This window comes from Streptomyces sp. NPDC059850 (assembly GCF_042731515.1).
In the GTDB taxonomy this organism is placed as follows: Bacteria; Actinomycetota; Actinomycetes; order Streptomycetales; family Streptomycetaceae; genus Streptomyces.
Map to the genome: position 1 here is coordinate 37,257 of NZ_JBHWJI010000057.1, position 23,078 is coordinate 60,334.

At 72.3% G+C, this 23,078-nt stretch carries 26 protein-coding genes and 1 pseudogene; 12 read left to right on the top strand and 15 right to left on the bottom strand.

What is annotated here, in order from left to right:
• Window positions 1–74: 74 nt before the first annotated feature.
• Window positions 75–638, top strand: coding sequence for a dihydrofolate reductase family protein (locus ACFV9T_RS34265; protein ID WP_385446411.1), 564 nt, complete (start codon window positions 75–77; stop codon window positions 636–638).
• A 17-nt stretch (window positions 639–655) separates the two neighbouring features.
• On the opposite strand, the gene ACFV9T_RS34270 is transcribed toward ACFV9T_RS34265, so the two are convergent.
• Window positions 656–2,590 (bottom strand): NAD-binding protein, encoded by a 1,935-nt coding sequence (locus tag ACFV9T_RS34270; protein WP_385446437.1) that lies wholly within the window; start codon window positions 2,588–2,590, stop codon window positions 656–658.
• A 254-nt stretch (window positions 2,591–2,844) separates the two neighbouring features.
• Here ACFV9T_RS34270 and ACFV9T_RS34275 point away from each other — a divergent pair, with 254 nt between their 5' ends.
• Entirely contained in the window at window positions 2,845–3,627 is a 783-nt protein-coding gene (locus ACFV9T_RS34275) for an alpha/beta hydrolase (RefSeq protein ID WP_385446412.1), read from the top strand.
• Here the strand turns inward: ACFV9T_RS34275 and ACFV9T_RS34280 are convergent.
• A pseudogene (locus ACFV9T_RS34280) lies at window positions 3,619–4,157 on the bottom strand (GNAT family N-acetyltransferase). The gene ACFV9T_RS34275 and the pseudogene ACFV9T_RS34280 overlap by 9 nt on opposite strands.
• Before the next feature lie 87 nt (window positions 4,158–4,244).
• Here ACFV9T_RS34280 and ACFV9T_RS34285 point away from each other — a divergent pair.
• Complete coding sequence (locus tag ACFV9T_RS34285) at window positions 4,245–4,421, top strand: hypothetical protein (RefSeq protein WP_385446413.1); 177 nt, start codon at window positions 4,245–4,247, stop codon at window positions 4,419–4,421.
• Window positions 4,422–4,450: 29 nt separating this feature from the next.
• Here ACFV9T_RS34285 and ACFV9T_RS34290 read toward each other — a convergent pair whose 3' ends face one another.
• A complete protein-coding gene (locus ACFV9T_RS34290) occupies window positions 4,451–5,302 on the bottom strand; it encodes an aldo/keto reductase (RefSeq protein WP_385446414.1) in 852 nt (283 codons plus the stop codon).
• Window positions 5,303–5,342: 40 nt separating this feature from the next.
• Entirely contained in the window at window positions 5,343–6,758 is a 1,416-nt protein-coding gene (locus tag ACFV9T_RS34295) for an MFS transporter (protein WP_385446415.1), read from the bottom strand.
• Between the two features lie 167 nt (window positions 6,759–6,925).
• Between ACFV9T_RS34295 and ACFV9T_RS34300 the strand changes: the two genes are divergently transcribed.
• The 4 genes from ACFV9T_RS34300 to ACFV9T_RS34315 all read left to right on the top strand — a co-directional run bounded on the left by ACFV9T_RS34300 (window position 6,926) and on the right by ACFV9T_RS34315 (window position 10,149).
• Window positions 6,926–7,861 (top strand): helix-turn-helix transcriptional regulator, encoded by a 936-nt coding sequence (locus tag ACFV9T_RS34300; protein ID WP_385446416.1) that lies wholly within the window; start codon window positions 6,926–6,928, stop codon window positions 7,859–7,861.
• A gap of 281 nt (window positions 7,862–8,142) precedes the next feature.
• A complete protein-coding gene (locus tag ACFV9T_RS34305) occupies window positions 8,143–8,451 on the top strand; it encodes an SCO5918 family protein (RefSeq protein ID WP_385446417.1) in 309 nt (102 codons plus the stop codon).
• A 165-nt stretch (window positions 8,452–8,616) separates the two neighbouring features.
• The gene (locus ACFV9T_RS34310) at window positions 8,617–9,600 is read left to right on the top strand and encodes a sporulation protein (RefSeq protein WP_385446418.1); all 984 of its coding nucleotides are present in this window, start codon (window positions 8,617–8,619) and stop codon (window positions 9,598–9,600) included.
• A 93-nt stretch (window positions 9,601–9,693) separates the two neighbouring features.
• On the top strand, window positions 9,694–10,149 hold the full coding sequence (locus ACFV9T_RS34315; RefSeq protein WP_385446419.1) for a tellurite resistance TerB family protein: 456 nt from the start codon (window positions 9,694–9,696) through the stop codon (window positions 10,147–10,149).
• A 26-nt stretch (window positions 10,150–10,175) separates the two neighbouring features.
• Here the strand turns inward: ACFV9T_RS34315 and ACFV9T_RS34320 are convergent, their stop codons facing one another.
• Together ACFV9T_RS34320 and ACFV9T_RS34325 are read right to left on the bottom strand one after the other, a co-directional pair.
• Window positions 10,176–11,114, bottom strand: a complete 939-nt coding sequence (locus ACFV9T_RS34320; RefSeq protein ID WP_385446420.1) for a M56 family metallopeptidase — start codon at window positions 11,112–11,114, stop codon at window positions 10,176–10,178.
• 6 nt (window positions 11,115–11,120) lie between these two features.
• On the bottom strand, window positions 11,121–11,516 hold the full coding sequence (locus ACFV9T_RS34325) for a BlaI/MecI/CopY family transcriptional regulator (protein ID WP_385446421.1): 396 nt from the start codon (window positions 11,514–11,516) through the stop codon (window positions 11,121–11,123).
• A gap of 117 nt (window positions 11,517–11,633) precedes the next feature.
• On the opposite strand from ACFV9T_RS34325, the gene ACFV9T_RS34330 reads away from it, so the two are divergent.
• Complete coding sequence (locus tag ACFV9T_RS34330; protein ID WP_385446422.1) at window positions 11,634–12,209, top strand: TerD family protein; 576 nt, start codon at window positions 11,634–11,636, stop codon at window positions 12,207–12,209.
• Between the two features lie 51 nt (window positions 12,210–12,260).
• A complete protein-coding gene (locus ACFV9T_RS34335; RefSeq protein WP_385446423.1) occupies window positions 12,261–12,974 on the top strand; it encodes a hypothetical protein in 714 nt (237 codons plus the stop codon).
• A gap of 11 nt (window positions 12,975–12,985) precedes the next feature.
• On the opposite strand, the gene ACFV9T_RS34340 is transcribed toward ACFV9T_RS34335, so the two are convergent.
• Together ACFV9T_RS34340 and ACFV9T_RS34345 are read right to left on the bottom strand one after the other, a co-directional pair.
• A complete protein-coding gene (locus tag ACFV9T_RS34340; protein ID WP_385446424.1) occupies window positions 12,986–13,711 on the bottom strand; it encodes a DUF899 domain-containing protein in 726 nt (241 codons plus the stop codon).
• A 132-nt stretch (window positions 13,712–13,843) separates the two neighbouring features.
• Entirely contained in the window at window positions 13,844–14,464 is a 621-nt protein-coding gene (locus ACFV9T_RS34345) for a DUF4232 domain-containing protein (protein ID WP_385446425.1), read from the bottom strand.
• A 180-nt stretch (window positions 14,465–14,644) separates the two neighbouring features.
• Between ACFV9T_RS34345 and ACFV9T_RS34350 the strand changes: the two genes are divergently transcribed.
• A complete protein-coding gene (locus ACFV9T_RS34350) occupies window positions 14,645–16,804 on the top strand; it encodes a PQQ-binding-like beta-propeller repeat protein (protein ID WP_385446426.1) in 2,160 nt (719 codons plus the stop codon).
• A 54-nt stretch (window positions 16,805–16,858) separates the two neighbouring features.
• Here the strand turns inward: ACFV9T_RS34350 and rpsR are convergent, their stop codons facing one another.
• From rpsR to rpmG, 4 genes are read right to left on the bottom strand one after another with little or no spacing between them, the layout of a single operon-like run.
• Window positions 16,859–17,101 (bottom strand): 30S ribosomal protein S18, encoded by a 243-nt coding sequence (gene rpsR, locus ACFV9T_RS34355; RefSeq protein ID WP_385446427.1) that lies wholly within the window; start codon window positions 17,099–17,101, stop codon window positions 16,859–16,861.
• A gap of 36 nt (window positions 17,102–17,137) precedes the next feature.
• Window positions 17,138–18,331 (bottom strand): GTP-binding protein, encoded by a 1,194-nt coding sequence (locus ACFV9T_RS34360; RefSeq protein WP_385446428.1) that lies wholly within the window; start codon window positions 18,329–18,331, stop codon window positions 17,138–17,140.
• Entirely contained in the window at window positions 18,328–18,585 is a 258-nt protein-coding gene (locus ACFV9T_RS34365; RefSeq protein WP_385446429.1) for a type B 50S ribosomal protein L31, read from the bottom strand. The genes ACFV9T_RS34360 and ACFV9T_RS34365 overlap by 4 nt, the downstream gene beginning before the upstream one ends.
• 5 nt (window positions 18,586–18,590) lie before the next feature.
• Window positions 18,591–18,755 (bottom strand): 50S ribosomal protein L33, encoded by a 165-nt coding sequence (rpmG, locus tag ACFV9T_RS34370; RefSeq protein WP_009716346.1) that lies wholly within the window; start codon window positions 18,753–18,755, stop codon window positions 18,591–18,593.
• A gap of 133 nt (window positions 18,756–18,888) precedes the next feature.
• On the opposite strand from rpmG, the gene ACFV9T_RS34375 reads away from it, so the two are divergent.
• Complete coding sequence (locus tag ACFV9T_RS34375) at window positions 18,889–20,286, top strand: DUF1996 domain-containing protein (protein WP_385446430.1); 1,398 nt, start codon at window positions 18,889–18,891, stop codon at window positions 20,284–20,286.
• 67 nt (window positions 20,287–20,353) lie between these two features.
• Here ACFV9T_RS34375 and ACFV9T_RS34380 read toward each other — a convergent pair whose 3' ends face one another.
• From ACFV9T_RS34380 to ACFV9T_RS34390, 3 genes are read right to left on the bottom strand one after another with little or no spacing between them, the layout of a single operon-like run.
• Window positions 20,354–20,719 (bottom strand): DUF6193 family natural product biosynthesis protein, encoded by a 366-nt coding sequence (locus tag ACFV9T_RS34380; RefSeq protein ID WP_385446431.1) that lies wholly within the window; start codon window positions 20,717–20,719, stop codon window positions 20,354–20,356.
• Complete coding sequence (locus ACFV9T_RS34385; protein ID WP_385446432.1) at window positions 20,716–21,087, bottom strand: DUF6193 family natural product biosynthesis protein; 372 nt, start codon at window positions 21,085–21,087, stop codon at window positions 20,716–20,718. Before ACFV9T_RS34385 ends, ACFV9T_RS34380 begins: the two co-directional genes overlap by 4 nt.
• 10 nt (window positions 21,088–21,097) lie before the next feature.
• Window positions 21,098–21,289 (bottom strand): hypothetical protein, encoded by a 192-nt coding sequence (locus tag ACFV9T_RS34390; protein ID WP_385446433.1) that lies wholly within the window; start codon window positions 21,287–21,289, stop codon window positions 21,098–21,100.
• 153 nt (window positions 21,290–21,442) lie between these two features.
• Here ACFV9T_RS34390 and ACFV9T_RS34395 point away from each other — a divergent pair, with 153 nt between their 5' ends.
• Complete coding sequence (locus ACFV9T_RS34395) at window positions 21,443–22,969, top strand: GMC family oxidoreductase (protein ID WP_385446434.1); 1,527 nt, start codon at window positions 21,443–21,445, stop codon at window positions 22,967–22,969.
• Window positions 22,970–23,078: the final 109 nt, after the last annotated feature.

Here is a 23,078-nt window from a genome sequence, read left to right on the forward strand (position 1 = left end):
GAAGTGGTGCGGCGCGATGAGTTTTGCCGGGGGCGGCGGTCCTACTGTCGACACCGGTACCGAGGAGGCTTCTCATGCGCAGCGTGACCTATTCGATGAACGTCTCACTGGACGGCTACATCGTCGGGCCGGACGGCGGCTTCGACTGGACGGCGCCCGACGAGGATGTCTTTCGCTTCTGGATCGACGAGATCCGGGAGGTCGGCGTGCACCTGTTGGGGCGGCGGCTGTACGAGACGATGCTGTACTGGGAGACCGCCGACCAGGATCGCTCGCTCGACGACGCGGAGCTGGAGTGGGTCGCGCTCTGGAATCCGCTTCCCAAGGTGGTGTTCTCCACCACGCTGTCGGCGGTGCGGGGCCAGGCCCGGCTGGCCTCCGGTGGGCTGGCGGAGGAGATCGAGCGGTTGCGGGCCGAGCCGGGGGAGGGGGAGATCGCGATCGGCGGCGCGACCCTCGCCAGCGAGGCGGCCGGGCTGGGGCTGATCGACGAGTACCGGGCCATGGTGTACCCGGTGCTGGTCGGCGGTGGCATTCCGTTCTTTCCTCGGCACGAGCGCCGGGTGGATCTCGAACTCGTCGAGACCCGCACCTTCAGCTCGAAATTCGTCTACCTCCGCCACCGCGTGGCGCGCTAGCGGGCTGGTCTCATCCGTCAGCCGGTGCGCGCGTGTCCGGCGAGGAGTTCGCCCAGGCCCTGGCGGGTGGCGGCCAGCACCACGCGGTCCTGGGAGCGCAGGACGTAGCCGGGGTGCAGGTCCCAGACCAGGCCGGGTTCCCGTGCGTCACCGTCGTACGTAGCCGCCAGGTCGCGTTGCCGGTCCGCGGGTTCCGCCGCGTCCAGGGCGATCACCCGCCAGGCGCCCGGGGTGAACGCCTCGGCGACCGTACGGCCTTCCAGCTGCGAGTGCCCGGCGACGTGCAGCGCGGCGAAGACCAGCACCCGGCGCTCGACCGGTATGGCGCCCAGGATCTGGCGTCCCATCATCGCCCCGGCGAAGGCGGGCGCCGCCAGGGTGGAGACGCTGCGGCTGCGCGTCAGGGCCTGGGGGTGGGCGGCGCGCAGGGTGCGGTAGACGGCGGTGGCGAACTGGTCGTCGTACAGGCGCAGCCCCACCCGCAGCCGGGGTTTGACGGAGCGGGCGTAGAGCGTGGCTTCCAGGTTGGTGGTGTCGGAGCTGGTCAGGGCCAGCAAGGCGTGAGCCCGCTGGATCTTGGCGGCTTCGAGGACGCCTTCCTGGGTGACGTCGCCGGTGACGGTCGGCACGCCCAGCCTGCGGGCCAGCGGGATACCGCGCGCGCCGGGGTCCTCTTCCACGCACACGACGGGAATGTCCATCTCCCGGAGCCGGGCCAGCACGCGGGTGCCGATCTTGCCCAGGCCGAGCAGGACGACATGGCCCGAGAGGCCGCGCGGCGGGCGGCGCAGCGCGGACGCGGTACGGAACGTGCCCAGCGCCTCGAAGGCGGCGGCCACCAGGACGGGCAGCAGGAGCAGTCCGGTCAGCCCGGACAGCAGTTGGAGGATCTTGCGCGCGGTCGGCTCGTCGAGCGCCGGTTCGTCGATGGCCAGGACGTCCAGCACCGTGAGGTAGGCGGCGTGGACGAGACCGTCGCCGGTGAGCCGCCAGGAGGCGAGGGTGAGCGCGAGCACGGCGATCACCATTCCGGCGACGGACCAGCGCAGTCGGCGGGAGAACAGCGAGGCGAGGGGCACGCGGCGGCTGCCGAGCCGCCGTGACGGCATGGACGAGCCGGTGGCGGATACGGCGTCGAGCACCACGGTGCCACGGCCGGTGGCGGCGGCGACCTCGGCGTCGCCGGGCAGCAGGCTGGGCCCTTCGTCGCCGCTGCTGTCCGAGCCCTCGCTGCCGCCGGGGTCGCTGGTGGTGGACGAGAGCAGGGCGAGGGTGCACAGGCCGGGGTCGGGGATCTCGTCGGGGCGGGGCGGGGTGCGCTCGGCCGCGCGCAGCAGAAGCCCGTCGGCCTGCACCACCTTGCTGGTGCCCGCGATGGCGGTGGCGGCCAGTGCGGGAGCGACGGTGTCGGCGTCCGAGAGGACGGTGGCGGAGGCGTCCAGCTCCGCCGCGTCCATGCCGGGGTCGGCGACGCGGGCCGCCTGGTCGAGAAGGTCTTCCAGGTGCTGGCCGAGTTTGCGGTTGTACAGCCGGATGACCAGCCGCAGCCGCGGGTTGAGGCGGCGGGCGCGCAGGGCGGCGTGGATGTTGGCCTCGTCGTCGTCATGGACGAGGGCGAGCGCCGTCGCGCCCTCGACGCCCGCCTCGGTCAGCACGCCGTCGTCCAGGGCGTGGGCCTCCACGACGCGCACGCCCGCGTCCGCGTCCGGGTCGTCATCGGCCACGGGGGCGGCCACGGGGGTGGCCACGGGCTGCCGGGGCAGTGGAACCCGTCCGACGGCCGCGGTGAACCGGCCGAAGAGCGTGGCGGCGGGGCCGCCCGCCATCCGCTGCCCCGTGGGCTCCGCCAGGGGAACACCGCCCGGGATGACGACCGTGACGCGTGCCCGGTAGACGCCGTGGAGTTCGGCGGCCAGGCGGTGTGCGAGCGCGTCGTCACCGCAGACGACCATGTGCGGCGCGGCCGGGCCGGGTGGTGCGGCGGATGAGGAGAACACGACGTCGAAGCCCCCGTTGGTTGTTGACGTGGTCGGTCAGCTCAAGGCGTAGTAAGGCGAAGTACCGCAGCCACATATATCTGGCGTACGGCGCCATCGTCACGGCGCCACCGTCACGGCGGTGGCGACCAGGCGGATGCCCACCGCCGTATCGTCGTCTTGACGCCGCCGTACCGGGGCACGCCCGGGAGGGGGAGGGGAACGGAACGATGAGCGACAGCGAATGCCCTGCGGGTGATGCGGGCTCCGCGGGGCCCGCGTCACCGGACGCCGACCGCGTACAGCTCGTGTCCCACCGTCCGCTGATCGTGCACACCCTGCCGTCCGCCCCGCGCGCCGCGGTGCTCCTCCTGCACGGAGGGAGCGCGGACGGCCTCGCCCCTCCCCCGCCGCTCAACCTGCCCGCGCTGCGGATGCGCCCGTTCCGCGGCGCGGTGTCGCGGGCCCTGGACGAACGGGGGCTGGTGCTCGCCTCCGTGCGCTACCGGTGCCGAGGGTGGAACGGACCGCGTGCCGACGCCGCGCACGACGCCCGAGGCGCCCTCGACGAACTCACCGCCGGGCTCGCCGGACTCGCCGGACTCACCGCCCCCGGTCTGCCGGTCGTCCTGGTCGGCCACTCCATGGGCGGCCGCGCGGCGCTCCTGGCCGGGGGCCACCCCTCGGTGCTGGGCATCGTCGCGCTCGCACCGTGGTGCCCGCCGAACGAACCGGTCGCCCATCTGCGCGGCAAAGCCATCGCCGTCCTGCACGACGAGCACGACCGGATCACGGAGGCCGAGCACTCCTGGCTCTTCGCCGAGCGGGCGCGGCAGGAAGGCGCCCAGGTCCACACGATCGCGATGCGGCACGGCGGCCACACCATGCTCCGCGGCGCCCGCCACTGGCAGCGGCTCACCGCCGACCTGGTCGGAGCCATCCTGGACGGGTCCCCCATGCCGACCGCCTCACGGTCCACGGCCGGTCGTCGGGCTCGCACGAGTTCAATCTGACGGCGTGGCCGGGGACCACATGCCGAGCCACTGCTCGGCGCCCCAGCCCTCGAACCGCTCCACCTCGGTGAACCCCAGCTTCGCCGCGAGACGCATCGAGCCGACGTTGGCGGTCTGGGTGGTGAGCACCACCGGCTCGCCGGGGAGCGCGCCGGTGAGCCAGCCGAGTGCCGCCGCGCACGCCTCGGTGGCGTACCCGAATCCCCACGCCTCCGGCAGGAACAGGTAGCCCAGTTCGGCCTTCCCCGTGGCAGCCGGGCGACGGTGCCCCCTCGCTCTCCTCAGCAGGATCTGGCCGATCATCGCCCGTCGAGATCCACGACGAAGCTCCCGGGCCACCGCTCGGGCGCCCCGGGCATCACGCGCTCCAGCTCGTCACGCGGCCGGGGCCCGCCGAGGTAGGTGTGCACCTCCGGCGAGGCGAGCAGATCGATGAACGCCGCGCGGTCCCGGGGCTCGGGCTCACGGAGCACGAGCCGCTCGGTCCTGATCAGGGCAGGTGGCCAGGCGACGGTGCCTAGGTCAGTCATGCGGGCCAGCTAATCAAGGAGGCACAGGGCTGCCAGGTCGTCGTCCCCGACAGCGACTTCCGCCACAGCGCCCCCGAGGACAACGGCATGATGCATCAGGAGCTGATCGCGGGGCTCGGCCTGCCGCTGGGCGAGCTGTGGAACCTCACCGCCCTGACCGCCGATTCCCGGGCCACCGGCCGCTGGACCAGCCTCCTGACCGTCAAGCCCCTCAACCTCACCGGCGGCGTCGGCTCCCCAGCCAACGCCACCGCTCTGCGCTGATGTTCGTCGTCAGGTCCTGCCCCGTCACATCAGGCGGTATCGCGGTGGAGACCCGCGAACCAGTCGACGACGGCCGGGTCGCGGTGGTCGAAGAAGAGGGAACTGCCGGTGTCCAGGGTGGCGATGGCCGCCATCTGGTCGTCGGTGAGCGCGAAGTCGAAGACGTCGATGTTCTCCGCCATCCGCTCGGCGCGGACCGACTTGGGGATGGTGACGACGTCCCGCTGGACGAGCCAGCGGAGCACGATCTGCGCCACGGACCTGCCGTGCCGCTCGGCGATCCCGCTCAGCAGCGGGTGGGTGAAGAGACCGCCCCGGCCCTCGGCGAACCCGCCCCAGGACTCGATCTGGACGCCGTGCTCGCGCATGACCTCCTGGTCGGCGGTGCGCTGGAAGAACGGGTGGGTCTCGATCTGGTTGACCGCGGGGGTGATCTCGTTGAAGGAGAGGAGGTCGACGAGCCGGTCCGGGTGGAAGTTGGAGACGCCGATCGCCCGGATGACGCCGTCGCGGTGCAGCCGCTCCATGGCGCGCCAGGAGCCGTAGACGTCGTTGTAGGGCTGGTGGATCAGGTACAGGTCGAGGTAGTCGAGGCCGAGCTTGCGCAGCGAGGTGGCGAAGGCGCGCCGGGTGTTCTCCTCGCCGGTGTCCCGGAGCCACAGCTTGGTGGTGACGAACAGCTCGTCGCGGGGGATGCCGCTGGCCTTGATGGCGCGGCCGACCGCCTCCTCGTTGCCGTAGGAGGCGGCGGTGTCGAGGAGCCGGTACCCGGCGGCAAGGGCGTCGAGGACGGCCTGCTCGGTCCGCTCCGGCGGGATCTGGTAGACGCCGAAGCCGAGGATCGGCATGTCGATGCCGTTGTTGAGGGTGACGTGGCGCATGGGGGGATGTCCTTACGTGCGTACGGGACAGGGGAAAGGGTCAGCGGGCTGCGCGGCGTACGGGCTCCAGCAGCCAGGTGGCCGCGACGCTCGCCGCCACCACCGCCGCGGCGATCAGGAGACCGGTGTGCAGCCCGGAGACGAACCGGGCGCGATCGGCGACCAGCGCGCCGAAGGCGGCGACGGCCAGCGCGCCGCCGAGCTGCCGGGCCGCGTTCAGCACACCGCTGGCGACGCCCGCGCGCTCGGCGGGCACCCTCTCCAGCAGCAGCGCCGTCATCGCGGGCATCGCCATCCCGCCACCGGCGGCGACGGGCACCATCAGCAGCACCGTCGGCCAGACCGGCGCCGTGGCGGGCAGGGCCACCATCGAGAGCAGGCCCGTGGCCATCAGCAGCTGACCGGTGACCATCGGCATCCGCGCGCCGAACCGCGTGGCCAGCCGGGCGGCGACGGGGCCCACGAAGGAGGTGAGCACGCTCATCGGCAGGAACGCGACCCCGGTGGCGAGCGCGCTCAGCCCGTGCACCTGCTGCAGATAGAGCCCGAGCAGGAAGATCATCCCGTAGAAGCCGACGTTCAGCGCGAACCCGATGGCCGCCGTGAGCGACATCGTGCGGGAGCGCAGCAGCGGCAGCGGCGTCATCGGATGCCTCCCCCGGGCCTGCGCGAGCACGTAGACGACGGCCGACACGACCGCCACGGCGAGGGCGGCCAGGACGCGCGGGGCGCCGAAGCCGACGGCTCCGGCCTCGATGGCCGCGTACGTCAGCCCGCCCATGGCCGCGACGGCGGCGAGCTGACCGGCCAGGTCGAACGGCACCGCCTGGCGCGGGGAGGGCTGGGCGTACCGGAGGAGCAGCAGGGCCACCGCGCCGACGGGCAGGTTGACGAAGAAGACCATCCGCCAGTCGATCACCGTGAGCAGCCCCCCGGCGACGGGACCGGCGGCCGCGCCGACCGCCCCGCTCACGCCCCACAGCGCGATGGCCCGCGCGCGCTCGGCCGGGTCCGGAAAGGTCTCCCGCAGCAGGGCGAGCGACGACGGCAGGACCATCGCGGCGCCGACCCCCTGCACCAGCCTCGCCGCCACCAGGACGCCCAGGCCCGGGGCCAGCCCGCACACCAGGGACGCCGCGACGAACAGGGCCAGACCGGCGGCGAACGCCTGGCGGGCCCCGATCCGATCGCTGATCGCGCCCGCGGACAGCAGGAACGCGGCGAAGGTGAGGGTGTAGCCGTCGACCACCCATTGCAGCCCGGTCATCGCGCTGCCGAAGCCGCGACCGATCGAGGGCAGGGCGACGTTCACGATCATGGCGTCGACCATGATCGTGAAGAAGCCGACCAGGACGGCGGCCATGGCCGCCCGCCCGCCGGGCCTGCTCCGCGGCGGCGGATCGGCAGGGGCTGCCCGCAGTGGGGTGGACGGAGCGGACGGGACGGACGGGGACACGGGACGATCTCCTGCGCTGGGAAGCGGGGTGGGCTGACGGAGATCGAGCCTCACGTCTTTCCGGCCCCGGTGGCAGGCCGGGCCGTGCCGGGGAGCGGCGTTCAGGGGTAACGACAGGGCCCCCCACGCGGCTGCCACGCAGGTCAGCGCGGTGTGACACTGACGCTATGGCATCCGAGCAGAGCACCAGCGGGTCCAGTAGCGGCGGTGGCGGCATGGAGCTGGGCCAGTTCCTGCGCGCCCGCCGCACCCAGACCCGCCCCGATCAGGTCGGCCTCACCGTGGGCAGCGGGCTGCGCCGCACCCCCGGCCTGCGCCGCGAGGAGCTGGCCACGCTCGCCGGGATGAGCATCGACTACTACGTCCGGCTGGAGCGCGGCAAGGAGACCCGGCCCAGCCCCGCCGTGCTCGACGCCCTCGCCCGCGCGCTGCGCCTCGACGACGCCGAGCACCAGCATCTGCGCGATCTGGCCACCCGCGCGGCCCGGTACGCCCCCGAGCCGCCGCCCCCGCCCAGCCGGACCGTGCGCCCGCACCTGAAGCTCATCCTCCAGACGCTGCGGCCGAGCCCCGCGTACGTCATCAGCCGCAGCATGGACCTGCTCGCCTGGAACCCCGGCGGCCTCGCCCTGTACGCGGGCATCGCCGACTGGCCCGTCAAGCAGCGCAACATCGCCCGCTACCTCTTCCTCCACCCCACCGCCCGCGCCCTCTTCCCCGACTGGGCGGAGCAGGTCCGCGGCTGTGTCGCCCGGCTGCGCGCCCTGGCGGGCACCGCTCCCGACGCCCCCGACCTCACCCACCTCGTCGGCGAACTCCTGCTGAAGAGCCCCGACTTCGCCACCCTGTGGGAGCGCTACGACGTCATCGGCCGCAAGCGGCCCCAGAAGACGTTCCACCACCCCGAGGTCGGCGTCCTCACCCTCAGCGCCCAGAGCATGCACCTCGAAGGCACCCCCGGCCAGCGCCTCGGCGTCTACACCGCCGAACCGGGCACCCCCGACCACGACGCGATGCTCCTCCTCGACCTGACCGCGCCCCCGTCCGCCGAACGCTCCGAACGGGACACGAAGGGCGAGCGGCAGCAGCGCACCCAGCCCTGACCAATACCGTGGCCGCCAGGCTCAGCCGATCGCACCGTGCTAGCGTTGGCCTCCCCGCACACTGCGGATGCCGGGCGCTGCCCCCTCGAAGGAGACGCCACGCCGCTGACACCGGCAGCATCATCCGAGGGTTCCGCTCTTCCACCGTTTTGCGGACGCTCCATCAAAGGTTCTGGACGAAAACCCGTCTTGCGTTCTCCGCGCCACAGCGCCGCCAGACGTACCCCGGCCCGGACGGCCGGGCCCTTCTCCCTCCCCCTGCGAGCTTCCTGCGAGGCATCATGCGCTGCGTCATCGCCCGTTACCCGTTCGACCTGACCAAGAGCGGGGTGCTGGCCTCGATGAAGGACGTCACGCCCGAGCCCATCACGGGCGAGTCCGTCCTCATCGGCCGCCGCCAGTACCCCGTGAAGCAGGTGGGCGAGGTCATCACCAGGCAGGACCGGCGCGACTTCAGCGCCGGTGAGGTCACCCGGGCCATGACCCGGCTCGGCTTCACCTGCCGCTCCGTCCCCGCAGCCGCACCCGTGGACGCCTCCACTCCGTTTGAGCGGGCGTCGGCTCAGCTCGGCACCCCCGAGCCCATGTAACCGACCGGTGTAACCAACTGGTGTAACCCACCAGGACCGGGACAGCGGGACACCGCTCCCCCTATGCTTCTACATGCTTGTAGAGACGCGAACGCCGATGTGCGGATCGCGCTCTCACTCGCGCCCGGAACAGAACGCATAGGCACATAAGGAGTGGACGCCACGATGGTGTTCAAACGACTGCTCGGCTCGCTCGGTGTCGGCGCTCCCACCGTGGACACCGTGCTGGACCCCGGTCCCGTACGTCCCGGCGGGCCGCTGACCGGGCAGGTCCATCTCCGGGGCGGCAGCGCGGACTTCGAGATCGAGCAGATCACCCTGGACCTCGTCGCCCGGGTCGAGGCCGAGCACGGCGACGAGGAGCGCGAGGGCACCGTCGTCTTCGACCACTTCACGGTGGGCGGTGGGTTCCGGCTCGCCGAGGGCGAGCAGCGCAGCCTGCCGTTCACCGCGCACCTGCCGTGGGAGACGCCCGTCACCGAGCTGTACGGGCAGCCGCTGGGCATCGTCCTCGGGGTCCGTACCGGCCTTGAGGTGGCGGGCGCGCGGGACAAGGGCGACCTGGACCAGCTGACGGTGGGTCCGCTGCCCGCCCAGGAGGCCGTCCTGGAGGCGCTGGGGCAGCTCGGCTTCGGCTTCAAGTCCGCCGATCTGGAGCTGGGTCACATCGGCGGGACGGGGCAGCGGCTGCCGTTCTACCAGGAGATCGAGCTGACTCCCGCCCCGCAGTACGCGCACGCCTTCAACGAGCTGGAGGTGACCTTCCTCGCGAACCCCAGCGGCCTGGACATCGTCCTGGAGGCCGACAAGCGCGGCGGGCTCTTCTCCTCGGGGCATGACGCGCTCACCCGCTTCACCGTCGGTCATGACGGCGTCGAGGACCGCGACTGGAACGCGGAGGTCGACGGCTGGATCCGGCAGCTCGCCGACAGCGCGCCCGCGTACGGCTCGCACGCGCACGGCTCGCACCACGAACACGGCCACGGACACGGGCACGACCACGGGCATGGCAACCACCGCTCCGGCCCCAGCACCGGAGCCATCGTCGGCGGTGTCGCGGCGGGCGTCGCGGTCGGCGTCGTCGGCGGCTTCGTCGCGGCGGAGGTCGTCGACGAGATCGGCGACGCCTTCGAGGACGAAGAGGACTGAGCCGCCGCACCCCACACCCCTCGGCCACTCCGCTCTGCTAACTTCTACAGTGTTGTAGAAGTTAGCAGTCAGTGACGACGTACGGAGTTGGTCATGGCCCTGTGGGACCGCATCAAGGATTCCGCCCAGACGATGCAGAGCCAGCTGCTCGCCAAGAAGAACGACCTCAAGAGCGGCGCGTTCCGCGACGCCAGCATGGCGATGTGTGCCCTGGTGGCGGCGGCGGACGGCTCGATCGACGCGTCCGAGCGGCAGCGCGTCGCCCAGCTGATCGCCACCAACGAGGTGTTGCAGAACTTCGCCGCGGACGACCTGCGGTGGCGTTTCGACGACTACCTCGACAAGCTCACCGCGGACTTCGACTTCGGCAAGGTCAGCGTCCTCCAGGAGGTGGCCAAGGCGAAGAAGAAGCCCGCCGAGGCCCGCGCCGTCATCCAGATCGGCATCGTCATCGGCGGCGCCGACGGCGACTTCGACAAGACGGAGCGGGCCGTGGTCCGCGAGGCCTGCTTCAGCCTGGACCTGGACCCCGCCGAGTTCGACCTGTAGTCGGCGGAGCCGTTACAGCGCAGCCGTTACAGCGGGGTCGCCGCCTGGAGGACCCGGAAGAGCGCGATCGCCGCGTTCGCCGAGGACAGCGCGGACGCGGTCGTCCCCCCGGCGGCGACCCAGGCGGCGACGCCCGCCGCCGTGTACGCGGGCGGCCAGTGCCGGGCGGACGGCACCGGGCCCAGCAGCGCGGCCACCCGGCGCGGGACCGGTCCGGGCGCGGCGAACCCGGCCAGCGTCGGGGCGGGGGTGCCACGGGAGACCAGCGCGGCCTTGCCGACCGCCCTCGCCACGACCTTACGGTCCGCCACCGCACCGGCCGCCTCCTCGTCCGCCCACCGCTCGGCGCAGTACGCGACCGCTCCGCGCAGCGGGAGCAGCAGGGGGTTGGCCCGCGCCGCCAACTGGGCGGCCAGCAGATAGCGGTGATGCCGTCCGGCGAGATGGGCGTGCTCATGAGCGATCAGGGCGCGCCGCTCAGGGGCGTTCAGGCAGGCGAGCATCGCGGTGGAGACGACGATCCGGCCGGGCCTGCCGGACGCGGCGGGCAGCGCGTACGCGTACGCCTCGTCGTCGGGCAGGGTCGTGACCAGCTCGTCGGCCAGCCCGGCAACCGCCTCCTGGGCGCGCCGCCGCGCCCGGAGGTGCCGCCGGACCGTCGCCGCACACGCGACGGCGACGGGGATGAGCGCGAGGATGGCCGCCTTCCCGGCGACCTCGTCGAACGGCACCGCCGCCCGCACCTCGGGGTCCGACCAGCCGTCCGGCAGCGGGTTACCCGGCAGCTGGGCCGTGCCGACGACCACCAGCAGCGCCAGGCACAGCGTGGAGGACACCGCGAGGACGCCTCCCACCAGCGACAACAGCCGGGTGGCGCGGCGTGGATGGAGGTACTGCTCGGCAAGCCGCGTGATCGGCAGCGCCGTTAACGGCAGAACCAGGGGCAGAAAGACGAACATACCCAACGCGGCTCAGTCTCCCTCCGCTTCGCTCAACAGGCCACGCAGCAGCTGCTCGTCGTCGGCCGTCAGCCCCGTCACAAAGCTGGCCAGCACCGCTCCCCGGTCGTCCTGGCCGTCCAGGACCCGGCGCATCCGCAGCGCCGCGAGCCCCGCCTCGTCCGACTCCGCCTGCCATACGAACGACCGGCCCGCCCGCTCCCGGGTCACCGCCTGCTTCGCCTGCAGCCTGGAGAGAATCGTCATGACCGTGGTGTACGCGAGATCGCCGTCGAGCCGCTCCTGCACCCAGGCGGCCGTCACCGGGCCGTCCGCCCGCCGCAGCACCGCCAGCACCTGCGCCTCCAGCTCGCCCTGCCCCCGCCGCCGGAAGCGCGGGCCCGGGTCGCCCTCGTCCTGCTCTCTCACGCCATCTCCCTCCGGCACGCCGCCGACAACCAGCCGTCAGGTGACGGTACAGGGTCCACTTACTTCTACAGTGCTGTAGATTCTTGTGCGTAGCCATCGCACACCGAGGAGGAGATCGTGGGAGTTTCCCTGTCCAAAGGCGGCAATGTCTCGCTCAGCAAGGAGGCGCCGGGCCTGACCGCGGTCCTGGTCGGCCTGGGCTGGGACGTACGGACGACCACGGGCACCGACTACGACCTCGACGCCAGCGCCCTGCTGTGCGACGAGGCCGGAAAGGTCGTGTCCGACCGGCACTTCGTCTTCTACAACAACCTCACCAGCCCCGACGGTTCGGTCGAGCACACCGGCGACAACCTCACCGGTGAGGGCGAGGGCGACGACGAGTCGGTCAAGGTGAACCTGGCGGCGGTCCCCGCCGACGTCACCCGCATCGTCTTCCCCGTCTCCATCCACGACGCCCAGAGCCGGGGCCAGAGCTTCGGCCAGGTCCGCAACGCCTTCATCCGGGTGGTCAACCAGGCCGACAACGCCGAACTCGCCCGCTACGACCTGAGCGAGGACGCCGCGTCCGAGACCGCGATGGTCTTCGGCGAGCTGTACCGCCACGGCGCGGAATGGAAGTTCCGCGCGGTCGGCCAGGGCTACGCCTCGGGCCTGGCGGGCATCGCCGCCGACTTCGGCGTCAGCCTCTGACCACCGCCGCGCCCCGCGCCCCGCGCCCGACCTAAGGACACGGACACCGACATGAACGGCACACCACCCGCGTTACGACCGGAAGACGAACCCGACGTCGAACGGGTGCTGTGGCAGGCGCTGAACACCCCGGAGATCCGCGCGGCCCTGCGGCGGCACGGATCCGCGGGGGGCGCGGCGGCCGAGCGGCTGCGGGCGCGGGCCCTCGCCGAACGCACCGGCATCGCCACGGCCGCCGCCCCCGAGTACGCCGCCTACCTGCGTCAACGCACAGCGGGAGCCCCCGGCGTACGCACCCCCTCCGCCCCGGCGGGCGCACGCGGCCTGCTGCCCGCGCTCGCGGTCCTGGCGCCGGTGCTGGCGGCGGCCGCGACCGCGGTCTTCCTGCTCCTCGGCTCCGTCCTGGGGCTCGGCCGCGCGGGGCGCGAACTGGGCGACGCGCTGCTGACCGCCGGACAGACCGCGGCCGTGATCACGGCGGTGACGACGGCGTGCGGAGTGGTCTGGCTGCTCAGCACCGCCGCCCGCCACCGCACCCCGGCCCCGCCCAGCGCCACCCCGGGCACGGCCAGCGCCACCCCGGGCACGGCCGAGGCCCGCGAAACATGGCGGCGGGCCCTGCTCGAACGCGGCGTCCTCCCGTACCTGCGCGCCGAGCTGCGCCGGACCGAGCCGAGCCGGACCGCCTCTTCCGGCCGCCGCCCGCGCCTGGGCTACACCAGCCCGGACTTCGCGGGCCCCGCCCTTCCCGACGAGCGCGGCTGAACCACCGGCCGTCAGCTCGGCTGGTGGCGGGGGCCCCGGCGGGTTTGGGCCAGCCATTCCGGGGGCGGGTCGGCGGCGCCGTAGGTGTCGTGCCAGTCCCACCACTCGTACGGCGCGGTCTGGGGGTAGCCCTCGGGGGAGTTCTCCCAGCTCTCCTGCCGCCCCAGGGCGGTCATGTCGAGGTAGCTCCAGGTGCTGCCCAGGGACTCGTCGCCGCGCGCGTTGATGAGGTAGGTGCGGAAGACGTGGCCGCCGTCGCGGATGAAGGCGTTCGTGCCGTGCCACTGGTCCACGTCGAAGTCGGCGTCGAAGTCGTCGGTGATCGTGTACCAGGGCATCGTCCAGCCCATCCGCGCCTTCACGTCCTCGATGTTCCGCTGCGGCGCGCGCGAGGCGAAGACCAGCGTGGTGTCGCGGGCGTTCAGATGGGCGAGGTCGCCTACGTGGTCGGCGACCATGGAGCAGCCGCGGCAGGCGTGCTCGGGCCAGCCGAAGACGCCGGGCTCGAAGAAGGCGCGGTAGACGATCAGCTGGCGGCGGCCCTTGAACAGGTCGAGCAGGCTCACCCTGCCCTCGGGGCCGTCGAACGCGTACTCCTTCTCCACCGCCACCCAGGGCATCCGGCGGCGCTTGGCGGCCAGCGCGTCATGGGCGTGGGTCAGCTGCTTCTCCTCCACGAGCAGCTCCTGGCGCGCCTCCTCCCACTCCCCCGGCGAGACGATCGGCGGAGTCTTCATGATGACCACCTTCCGGTTCGGTCGGGCCGCCCCCTTCATCCAGCGTCCGCCGCCGCGCTCCCGGACGCACGCCGATCGACAAAGCCCCAGGCCAGCGGCCTGGGGCTGAGGGTGCCGAGGGTGCGGGCGCGGTTACTTTCCGCTGCCGACGGGCTCCACCGTGACGGCGGAGGTGGCGCTGTCGGACGCGGGGACGTTGATGGTGACCGGCACGGAGGCGGCGTGGGTCTCTCCGGGCGGGGTGACGGCGAGGCTGGTGAACGTCGCGCCGGTGCCGCCGGAGGTGTTCGGCGGGTAGGTGAGGGTGAAGCGGGTCTCCTCGCCGGGCTTGACGCTGACCTTCTGCGGGGTGTCGTCGCCGCGTTCGGCGCTGATGGACCCGTCCTTGCTCTTGAGGTCGACGCCGGGGAAGCCCTGGAGGGTGCAGTCGGCGGACCCGGTGTTCTTGAGGTTGACGAGGAGGGTGCCCTCGCCCATGCCGTGGGAGCTGCTGAACTCAAGCTGGGACGTCTTGCAGGCGCCGGAGCTGGCGCCGCCGCCCGCCTCGGCGCCACCGCTCGCGCCGATGTCACCGGAGGAGCCGGAACCGGAGGAGCCGTCGGGGCTGTCCGTGCCGGTGTCCGACTTCGGGGCGGCGGATGCGCTGCTGTCGCCCGAGCCCTGGGAGGAGGAGTCGCCCCCCTGGCAGGCGCTGAGCGAGAGACCGGCCGCGACGGTCAGGGCGAGGAGGGAGATCTTCTGAACGCGCATCATTTCTCTTTCAGGGCGGTGCCCCAGGGCGGGCAGGGGGCATTCCGTCCAACGGCCCCCTGATGCATGGCTATTACACGCGTCCTGGGCATGATCACCTTATCCCGGCCATCCGCACCGGGTTGGCGCGGCCTAACCTAGGGGGCGGTTGTGGGGGTTGGGCGAGGGAAAGGGGATCCGGCTATGCCGCTGAGTACCGATGATCCGGCGTCCATAGGCGGTTACGCCCTGCTCGACCGGCTCGGGTCGGGCGGTATGGGGATCGTCTATCTGGCGCGGTCGGCCTCGGGGCGGCAGGTCGCGGTCAAGCTCACGCACGCGCAGTACGCGCAGGACGAGGAGTTCCGCACGCGCTTCCGGCAGGAGGTGGCGGCGGCGCGCAGGGTGAGCGGGGCGTTCACCGCCGCCGTCGTGGACGCCGATCCGGAGGCCGAACGGCCGTGGATGGCCACGCAGTACGTGCCGGGGCGCACCCTCGCCGAGGCCGTGCTGCAGGACGGCCCCTTCGGTGGGCGGGAGTTGCGGCGGCTGGGGCTGGGGCTCGTCGAGGCGCTGCGGGACATCCACCGCGCCGGGGTGGTGCACCGGGATCTGAAACCGGCCAACATCCTGATGGCCGGGGACGGGCCGCGCGTCATCGACTTCGGCATCTCGCGGGCCGCCGACAACCAGACGCTCACCGTCACGGCAGGGCGGGTGCTCGGTACGCCGCGCTTCATGTCGCCGGAGCAGCTGCGCAACCCTCGGGACGTCACCGCCGCCTCGGACGTGTTCTCGCTGGGGGCGCTGGTGGTCTACGCGGCCATCGGCATCGGGCCGTTCGACGCCGAGAGCCCGTATCTGTCGGGGTACCAGGTGATGTACGAGCCGCCGGTGCTGGACGGCGTGCCGGAACCGCTCGTGGGGCTCGCCCAGCGGTGCCTGGACAAGGATCCGGACACGCGGCCGGGCCTGGACGAACTGCACCACATGCTCGGCGCGCTGCCGGACTTCGCCGCCGCGGCCGCCCCGGAGGCGGCCCCGAAGCGTCCGGATCCGCGCCTGGCCCCGCCGGAGAAACGCGCGCGGCGGAAGCCCGGGCGGCGGGCGGTCCTCATCGGGGTCGGCGCCGTGGCCGTCGCCGGGCTGGTCGCGCGGGTGGCCTACCACGTGGTCGACGAACCGCCGCCGTACCGCCCCTCCACCGCCGCCAGCGCCGTCGCGCACCCGGTGTCCCTGCCCGAGGGCTGGCGCCCGTGGCGGACGACGCTGCGGTACGAGGCCCCGCTGCCCCCGCTCGTGTACGGGGACGCCGCGTGCGTACCGGCGGACCGTGGCACCGCACTGTACTGCGGCGGCAAGGGCTTCACCGTGGCCAAGGTCGACGCCGCCACCGGCAAGGTCCAGTGGCGGAACGGCACCAGGCCGCAGGACGCGCGCCCCATCGGGGTGCGGGACGGCCTCGTCTACAGCTACTCCGCGCCGGAGGACCAGGGCCGCCGGGTGACCGCCCTGGACACCGGCACCAAGAAGCAGCGGTGGGAACGCGGGATCAGCCAGTCCGCGTCGGTGCGCCTGTTCCGAGGCGGGCTGCTGACGCTGTCGGCCGACGACCGTCAGCTCGCCGCCTACGGGAAGTCGGGGCAGCCGCTGTGGCGGTCGCCCGCGCTGGAGGGGCAGTTCTGCGACCCGGCGACACCGGTCGCCTCCGGTGTCCCGTACGCCCTGTGCTCGCGGCTCACGTCGGACGGGCTGGCCGAGGAGGGCCCGTACACCCTGCTGCGGCTCGACCCCTCCGACGGTTCGCGGCGCGCCCTCGCGACCCTCCCCAAGAAGGCGCTGCACCTCGGCTCCGACGACGGGGCGCCTCTCTTCCTCGCCCCGCAGACGGCGAAGGAGGTGTACGAGGCCGGGTACGAGCGCCCGTACAACGCGCTGATCCGGGTGGATCCGCGCACCGGCGACACCACGCGCGTCCCGCTGCGGCACCCCGTACACGGCTCGGCCACCCTGCTGAACGGGGTCGTCTACGCGGTGCGCACCAACGGGACGGTCACCGCGCTGTCGGCGCGCAGCGGCGAGCAGCTGTGGCAGCGGGAGACGGAGACGGAGAGCCTGTCCGCGCCGGTGGAGTCGAAGCGGCAGGGCAGGCTCTACTTCGCCAACCGCTTCGGCCGCCTGCTGTCGCTGAACAGCGCCACCGGGGCGGAGGTGTGGCGCACCTCGGCGCTGACCGAACCCGGGGACACGGCGCAGGAGCGGCCGCCGTCCGTGCTGCTCGTCAAGGACGCGATCGTGGCGATGGCCGGGGACACGGTGTTCTCCGTACGCCCGGATCAGCCGAAGCTCCCGTCCTCGCCGTGACTCGGCGGGAGCCGTCGGTTCAGCGGGAGCCGTCGGTTCAGCGGGAGCCGTAGCTCAGCGGGAGCCGTAGGGGATCAGGGCCATTTCGCGGGCGTTCTTGATGGCGCGGGCGATCTGGCGCTGCTGCCTGCGCGTCACATGGGTCACCCGGCGGCTGCGGATCTTGCCCCGGTCGGAGATGAACTTCCGCAGCAGGTCGGTGTCCTTGTAGTCGACGTAGGTGATGCCCGCGGTGTCCAGCGGGTTGGCGCGGCGGCGCCGGGGATCGGGGCGCCCGGCGGTGCGGCGGGAGGGCATGGGGTGTCCTTTCCGTTCCGTACAGGTTCAGGTCCTTCAGGCGACCGGGTCGAGGAGGTCGTCGAAGGCGTGCGGCAGGTGGTGCTTCCAGCCGTCCGGGCCCGCCGCGTACTCGTCGTCGGTGAGCAGGCAGGAGTCGAGCAGCGACAGCAGGCCGTCGCGGTCGAGCCCCGGGGACGTGAAGGTGAGGTGCTGGCAGCGGTCGCCGTGTTCCGGGTGCCAGTCGAGAGAGGCCGCGACGCGGCGTTCGGCGGGGACCATCTCCCAGGCGGCGTCCGGGAGGGCGGCCAGCCAGGGGCCTCGGGACTCCACGCACAGCGCGCCGCCCGCGGCGTCCCACGCGAGGAGCGCGTCGGGCCGGTCGGCCAGCCAGAAGCGGCCCCGGCTGCGGGCCGCGGCGCACGTCAGGTCCTCCAGCGCGGCGTAGAGCCGACCGGGGTGGAAGGGGCGGGCGCGCCGCCAGACGAGGGTGGAGACGCCGTGTTCGTCGCTCTCCTGCGGCAGCAGGGCGCACGCCGGGTGCTGACGGGCGGCCGCCGCCTCGATGTCGAAGCCGTGGAGGAGGGCGGGCCCGAGAGCGCCGTCGCCGAGGCGCAGCCGCCGGGCGCCGGGGGTGAGCTGGGTGAGCAGGGCGTGGTCGGCGTCGTCGGCTTCCGGCTCGTCCGGTGCGCTGTTTTCGGCGACGGCGTGCTCGGCGACGGCGATCAGCGTCGGGTACTCCAGCTGCCGGGCGAAGGTGTCGGCCACGGTGCGCTGGTCGGTCGGGGCGGCGGCGAGGCCGGTGTCGGCGAGGTCGTCGCCGTTGGCGAGGTACGGCACGACCAGCGCCGGGTCGACCGCGGTGGCCACCCCGGTCAGCGCCAGGGGCGCGCCCTCGGCGGCGATGACGGCGGCCATGGCCTGCGGTTCTACGGAGTCCCACAGCTCGACCACGGCCAGCCGGTGGCCGCCGCCCCCGGCCAGCCGCAGCAGCTCGGGGATCAGGTCCTCGCGCAGGGCGCAGCAGGCGCAGTCGTTGACCAGCGGCGCCTCGCCTCCGCCGCCGAGGGAGCCGGTGGCGTCCCGTACGGTGCGGCGCACGGCGCGGTCGGTCGCGGCCGACAGGTCGTGGTGCAGGGCGACGGCGCCGGGCACCGTACGGAGGATCTCGTCCACGGCGGCGCGGCGGGCGTCGGCGTGCAGCCCGCCGACGACCGCGACGGCGAGCCGGTCCTCGTCCGCGCCGCTCACCGGGCGCCCCGTCCGGCACCGTAACGCCGCTCGAAGCGCTCCACGCGGCCCGCGGTGTCCATGATCCGCTGGGTGCCGGTGTAGAAGGGGTGGCTCGCCGAGGAGACCTCGACGTCGATCACCGGGTAGGTGCGGCCGTCCTCCCACTCCACGGTCTGGTCGCTGGTGGCCGTGGAGCGGGTCAGAAAGGCGAAACCGGCGGCGCGGTCGCGGAAGACGACCTGCTCGTACGCGGGGTGGATGCCGGGCTTCATGGCGGTCAGCGCTCCTCTCGGAAGTCGACGTGGCGGCCCACGACCGGGTCGTACTTGCGCAGGACCATCCGGTCGGGGTCGTTGCGGCGGTTCTTGCGGGTCACGTAGGTGTAGCCGGTTCCGGCGGTGGACCTGAGCTTGATGATCGGGCGTAGTTCGTTCCGGGCCATGCCCCACAGCGTACACGGTATTGGTTTTCATTTTCATCTACGCGATCGCATGTTTCCCGCCACACCTTCATCCCCTACGGCCGCCGATGAGCGGAACCGCCCCGGTTTTCGTATCGCAGTACGACAACTACCAATGAGGGGCGTAGTGGTGAGAAACAAGAAGAGACACAAGCGGTCGAGGGTGCTCGTCGTGTCCGGCGTCGGTGTCGTGGCCCTGGCGGTCGGCGGCGGGGCGCTGATGATGACCGACAACAGCGCCTCGGCCGCCCGGCAGGCCCCCAACCGGACCGAGTCCGCCCGCCAGTCCTCGATGACCATCCAGTGCCCCGATGTCGCCACCAAGCTGTCGAACGTGCCGCAGAAGGCGCGTCCCGCGGTGGACAAGGAGCTGGCGGCGCTGGACACCCAGGTCGCCGACGCCTACAAGCAGCTCTCCGCGCAGGGCACCAAGGCCACCGACCAGGCGTGGGTGCGCACCCGCGTCCTGGAGCCGCTGTCCTCCCAGCGCCGCAGCGCCCTGAACCGCATCTCCACCCAGATGGGGAAGGGCTCGCAGCAGGCGTCCGGGCTGGGCACGATGGCGTCCTGCACGGTGAAGCAGGGCGAGGTGAACGCCGCTCCGGCGGCCGCACCCGCAGCCGCCAAGGCCGCCGGTCCCCAGAAGTCCGACTTCGTGGACATCAAGAAGGTGCGGCCGAACGTCAAGAACCCGCGCAAGCAGGCGGGCGCCTCCAAGGGCACCTTCTCCTCGCGCTGCGGGCGCAACGAGAACAAGAAGTTCAACTCCGACAACGTCATCGTCGCCCCCGGCGTGAGCAACGGCGCCCACCACATGCACGACTACGTGGGCAACCAGAAGAACGACGCCTTCGCCACCGACCAGATCCTCGCCACCGCGACCACCTCCTGCACCAACGGCGACCGCTCCACCCACTACTGGCCGGTGCTGCGCCTGCAGAACGGCAAGAACGAGAAGGACGTCAACGCCCCGGGCGGCGGCACCGAAGGCAACATCGGCACCATCCTCCAGCCCACCTCCGTCCAGCTCACCTTCCGCGGCAGCGCGGTCGGCAAGGTCGCGGCGATGCCGAAGTTCCTGCGCATCATCACCGGTGACGCCAAGGCCTTCACCAACGGCACGGCCAACGCCAACGCCTCCTGGAGCTGCACCGGCTTCGAGAACCGCCAGCTCAAGGACAAGTACCCGCTGTGCCCCAAGGGCAGCAACGTGGTGCGGACGTTCAAGTTCCAGAGCTGCTGGGACGGCCGTAACGCCGACAGCGCCAACCACCGCACCCACGTGGCCTTCGCCGGGGCCAACGGCGCGTGCGGCAAGGGCTTCAAGGCCATCCCGGCCCTGACCCAGCGCATCACCTACAAGATCGCGCCGAACTCGGTTTTCGCGGTGGACAGCTTCCCCGAGCAGCTGCACAAGCCGGTCACGGACCACGGTGACTTCATCAACGTGATGTCCGACTCGCTGATGAAGCAGGCCGTGAAGTGCATCAACAGCGGCCGTAAGTGCGGCTGACGCACGAACCGCACGCACCGACCGGCCCGGTGGGATGGCTGCCCCCATCCCACCGGGCCTTCGCGTCTCACAAGTCGTCGGCCGTGCCGATGATCGCCGGGCCACAGCCCTCGGGGAGGTTGGCGGCGACGATCTCGAACGATTCCTCGACGGTGTCCGGTTCGCCGAGGACGACTCCGTCGGAATGGCGGATGACCCGGAACCCGCCGCCGACGACGGAGTACACCGTGCCCACGTCCCCCGGCGCCGGAAAGCCGGTGCACCGGTTGAGGTACAGGGTGCCGTGACTCACCACCGGATAGAGCTCCCGCAGGCGCGGCTGCGCGTATGCGGCGCGCACCTTCGCCGGGTGGATGCGCTCGTCGTCGTACGACAAGACGCTCTGCCACCGCGCAGCGACGACCTCCGCGGCGGTACCCGCCTCCTGGCTCACAGGTCCCCCGCCGTCCCCTCGATGGCCGGGCCGCAGCCTTCGGGAAGGTTGGCGACGACCAGCTCGAACGCCTCCTCGGAGGTGTCGGCGACGCCGAGAGTTGCCCCGCCGAGGGGCCCTCTGACCCGGAAGCGGCCGTCTCCTGTCGGAGAGACCTGGCCCCCGACGTGGGCCGCCGGGAGTCCGGTACAGCGGCTGAAGAACATGGTGCCGTGGCTGACCCCCGGGAACAGCTCCCGCAGCCGCGGTTGCGCGTGGGCCGCGCGGGCCATGGCCGGGTCGACCATGCCCTCGGCCCCGTCGAGGAAGAGCCGCCACTGGGCTGCCACGGTGTCCGCGGCGGATCGAGCGCTGTCATCGTTCGTCATGGGGAGGGGATCACCTTCCGTTCTTCGGCAGCCTGGACAGGTCCGGCTGTATCTCGGGGATGTCCGGCTTGGGTACGTCGATTCTCTGGTTGTTCGAGTACCAGTGGTTTTCCTCCCACGGCCTTCCGAGGCGCTCGTCCTCGGGATCGCCCCACGCGGCGGACCTCTCGTAGTTGCGCACGGCGAGAGCGACGAGGCTCATCTCCCAGGCCGTCCCACCCACACCGCCGGAGGGTCGTTGTCCGGATGCGACATGTGCATCATCCGAATACTCGCGCGAACAGAGTTTCGCAGTAAACCGCTTGCCCACCTAGGGTTTTGATGTTGTGACAGCAAGTTGAGGGAGCAGAACACGATGAGTCGGACACCGGAAACGGAACACGACTTCGTCATCGTCGGGGCGGGTTCTTCCGGGAGCGTGATCGCGCGGCGGCTGCTGGACCGGGGGCATTCGGTTCATGTCATCGAGGCGGGTCCGGCGGATGACGACGAGCGGGTGCACAGCCCGCAGGGGTGGCCGATGCTGCTCCAGTCCGAGCTGGACTGGGCGGCCATGACGGTGCCGCAGCGGCACGCGAACGACCGGCGGCTGTTCTGGCCACGGGGCAAGGTGCTGGGCGGCAGCAGCTCGCTCAACGGGATGATCTACGTACGCGGGCACCGCAGCGACTACGACGCGTGGGCCTACCAGGGCTGTGCCGGGTGGGACTGGGACAGTGTGTTCCCGCTGTTCAAGCGGTCCGAGAACCACATGGACGGGGCGAGCGAGTGGCACGGCGGCGACGGGCCGCTGCCGGTCAGCCGGATCGCCGAACCGCACCCCACGGCGGAGGCGTTCGTCGAGGCCGCGGTGGCGCTGGGGCATCCGCTGACCGAGGACTTCAACGGCGAGCGCATGATCGGCGCCGGGTTCAACCACACCACCACCCGCGACGGGCGCCGGATGAGCGCCTGGCAGAGCTTCATGGCGCCCGTCCTGGACCATCCGAAGCTGACCGTCACCACCGGCGCGCGGGTGCACCGGGTGCTGCTGGAGGACGGCCGGGCGACCGGGGTGGAGTACGCGGCGGACGGCGCCCTGCACGAAGCGCGCGCCGCCTCGGAGGTGGTGCTGAGCGGCGGGGTGATCGGCTCGGCCGCGCTGCTGCTGCTCTCCGGCATCGGCCCGGCCGCGCACCTGCGCGACGTCGGCGTCGAGGTGGCCGTGGACCTGCCGGGGGTCGGCGAGAATCTGCATGACCACCCGCTGGTCAGCAATGTGTACGAGGCGACGCGGCCGCTGCCGCCCGGGACGGCGAACCTGCTGGAGAGCCAGCTGTTCGCGAGCACCGACCCGCGCCGCCCGGGCCCCGACCTGCAGCCGCTCTTCCTGCACCTGGTCTATCCGGCCGAGTCGTACGAGATGCCGGAGCACGGCTACACCCTCGCGGCCGGAATCGTCCGCCCGCTCTCGCGCGGCACCCTGCGGCTGGCCTCGGCCGACCCCGAGGCGGCGCCGCTGCTGGACCCGAACATCCTGGCCGAGCGGTACGACATGGAGGCCATGGTCGACGCGGTCGAGATCTGCCGGGAGATCGGCGCCCACACCGCGTTCGACGACTGGCGCAAGGCCGAGGCCGCGCCGGGCCCGGAGGCCCGTACCCGGGAGGACCTGCGGGAGTTCGTGCGCCGCGCGGTCGGCACGTACCACCACCAGGTGGGCACCTGCAAGATGGGCCAGGACTCCCTGGCCGTCGTCGACCCGGAGCTGCGGGTGTACGGCGTGGCGGGGCTGCGGGTCGCGGACGCCTCGATCATGCCGTCGATCTCGTCGGGGAACACCAACGCCCCGTCGATCATGATCGGTGAGAAGGCCGCCGACCTTCTGACCAGCGCCGGGTGAGCGCGGGCCGCCGGAAGCCCCAGGGCCGGCGGGGGCGGCGCACAAGGAGGGGGGGGCGCGGGTTGTGGGGGGGGGGGGTGGGGGGGTTGGGTTTAAAAAAACCTACCCC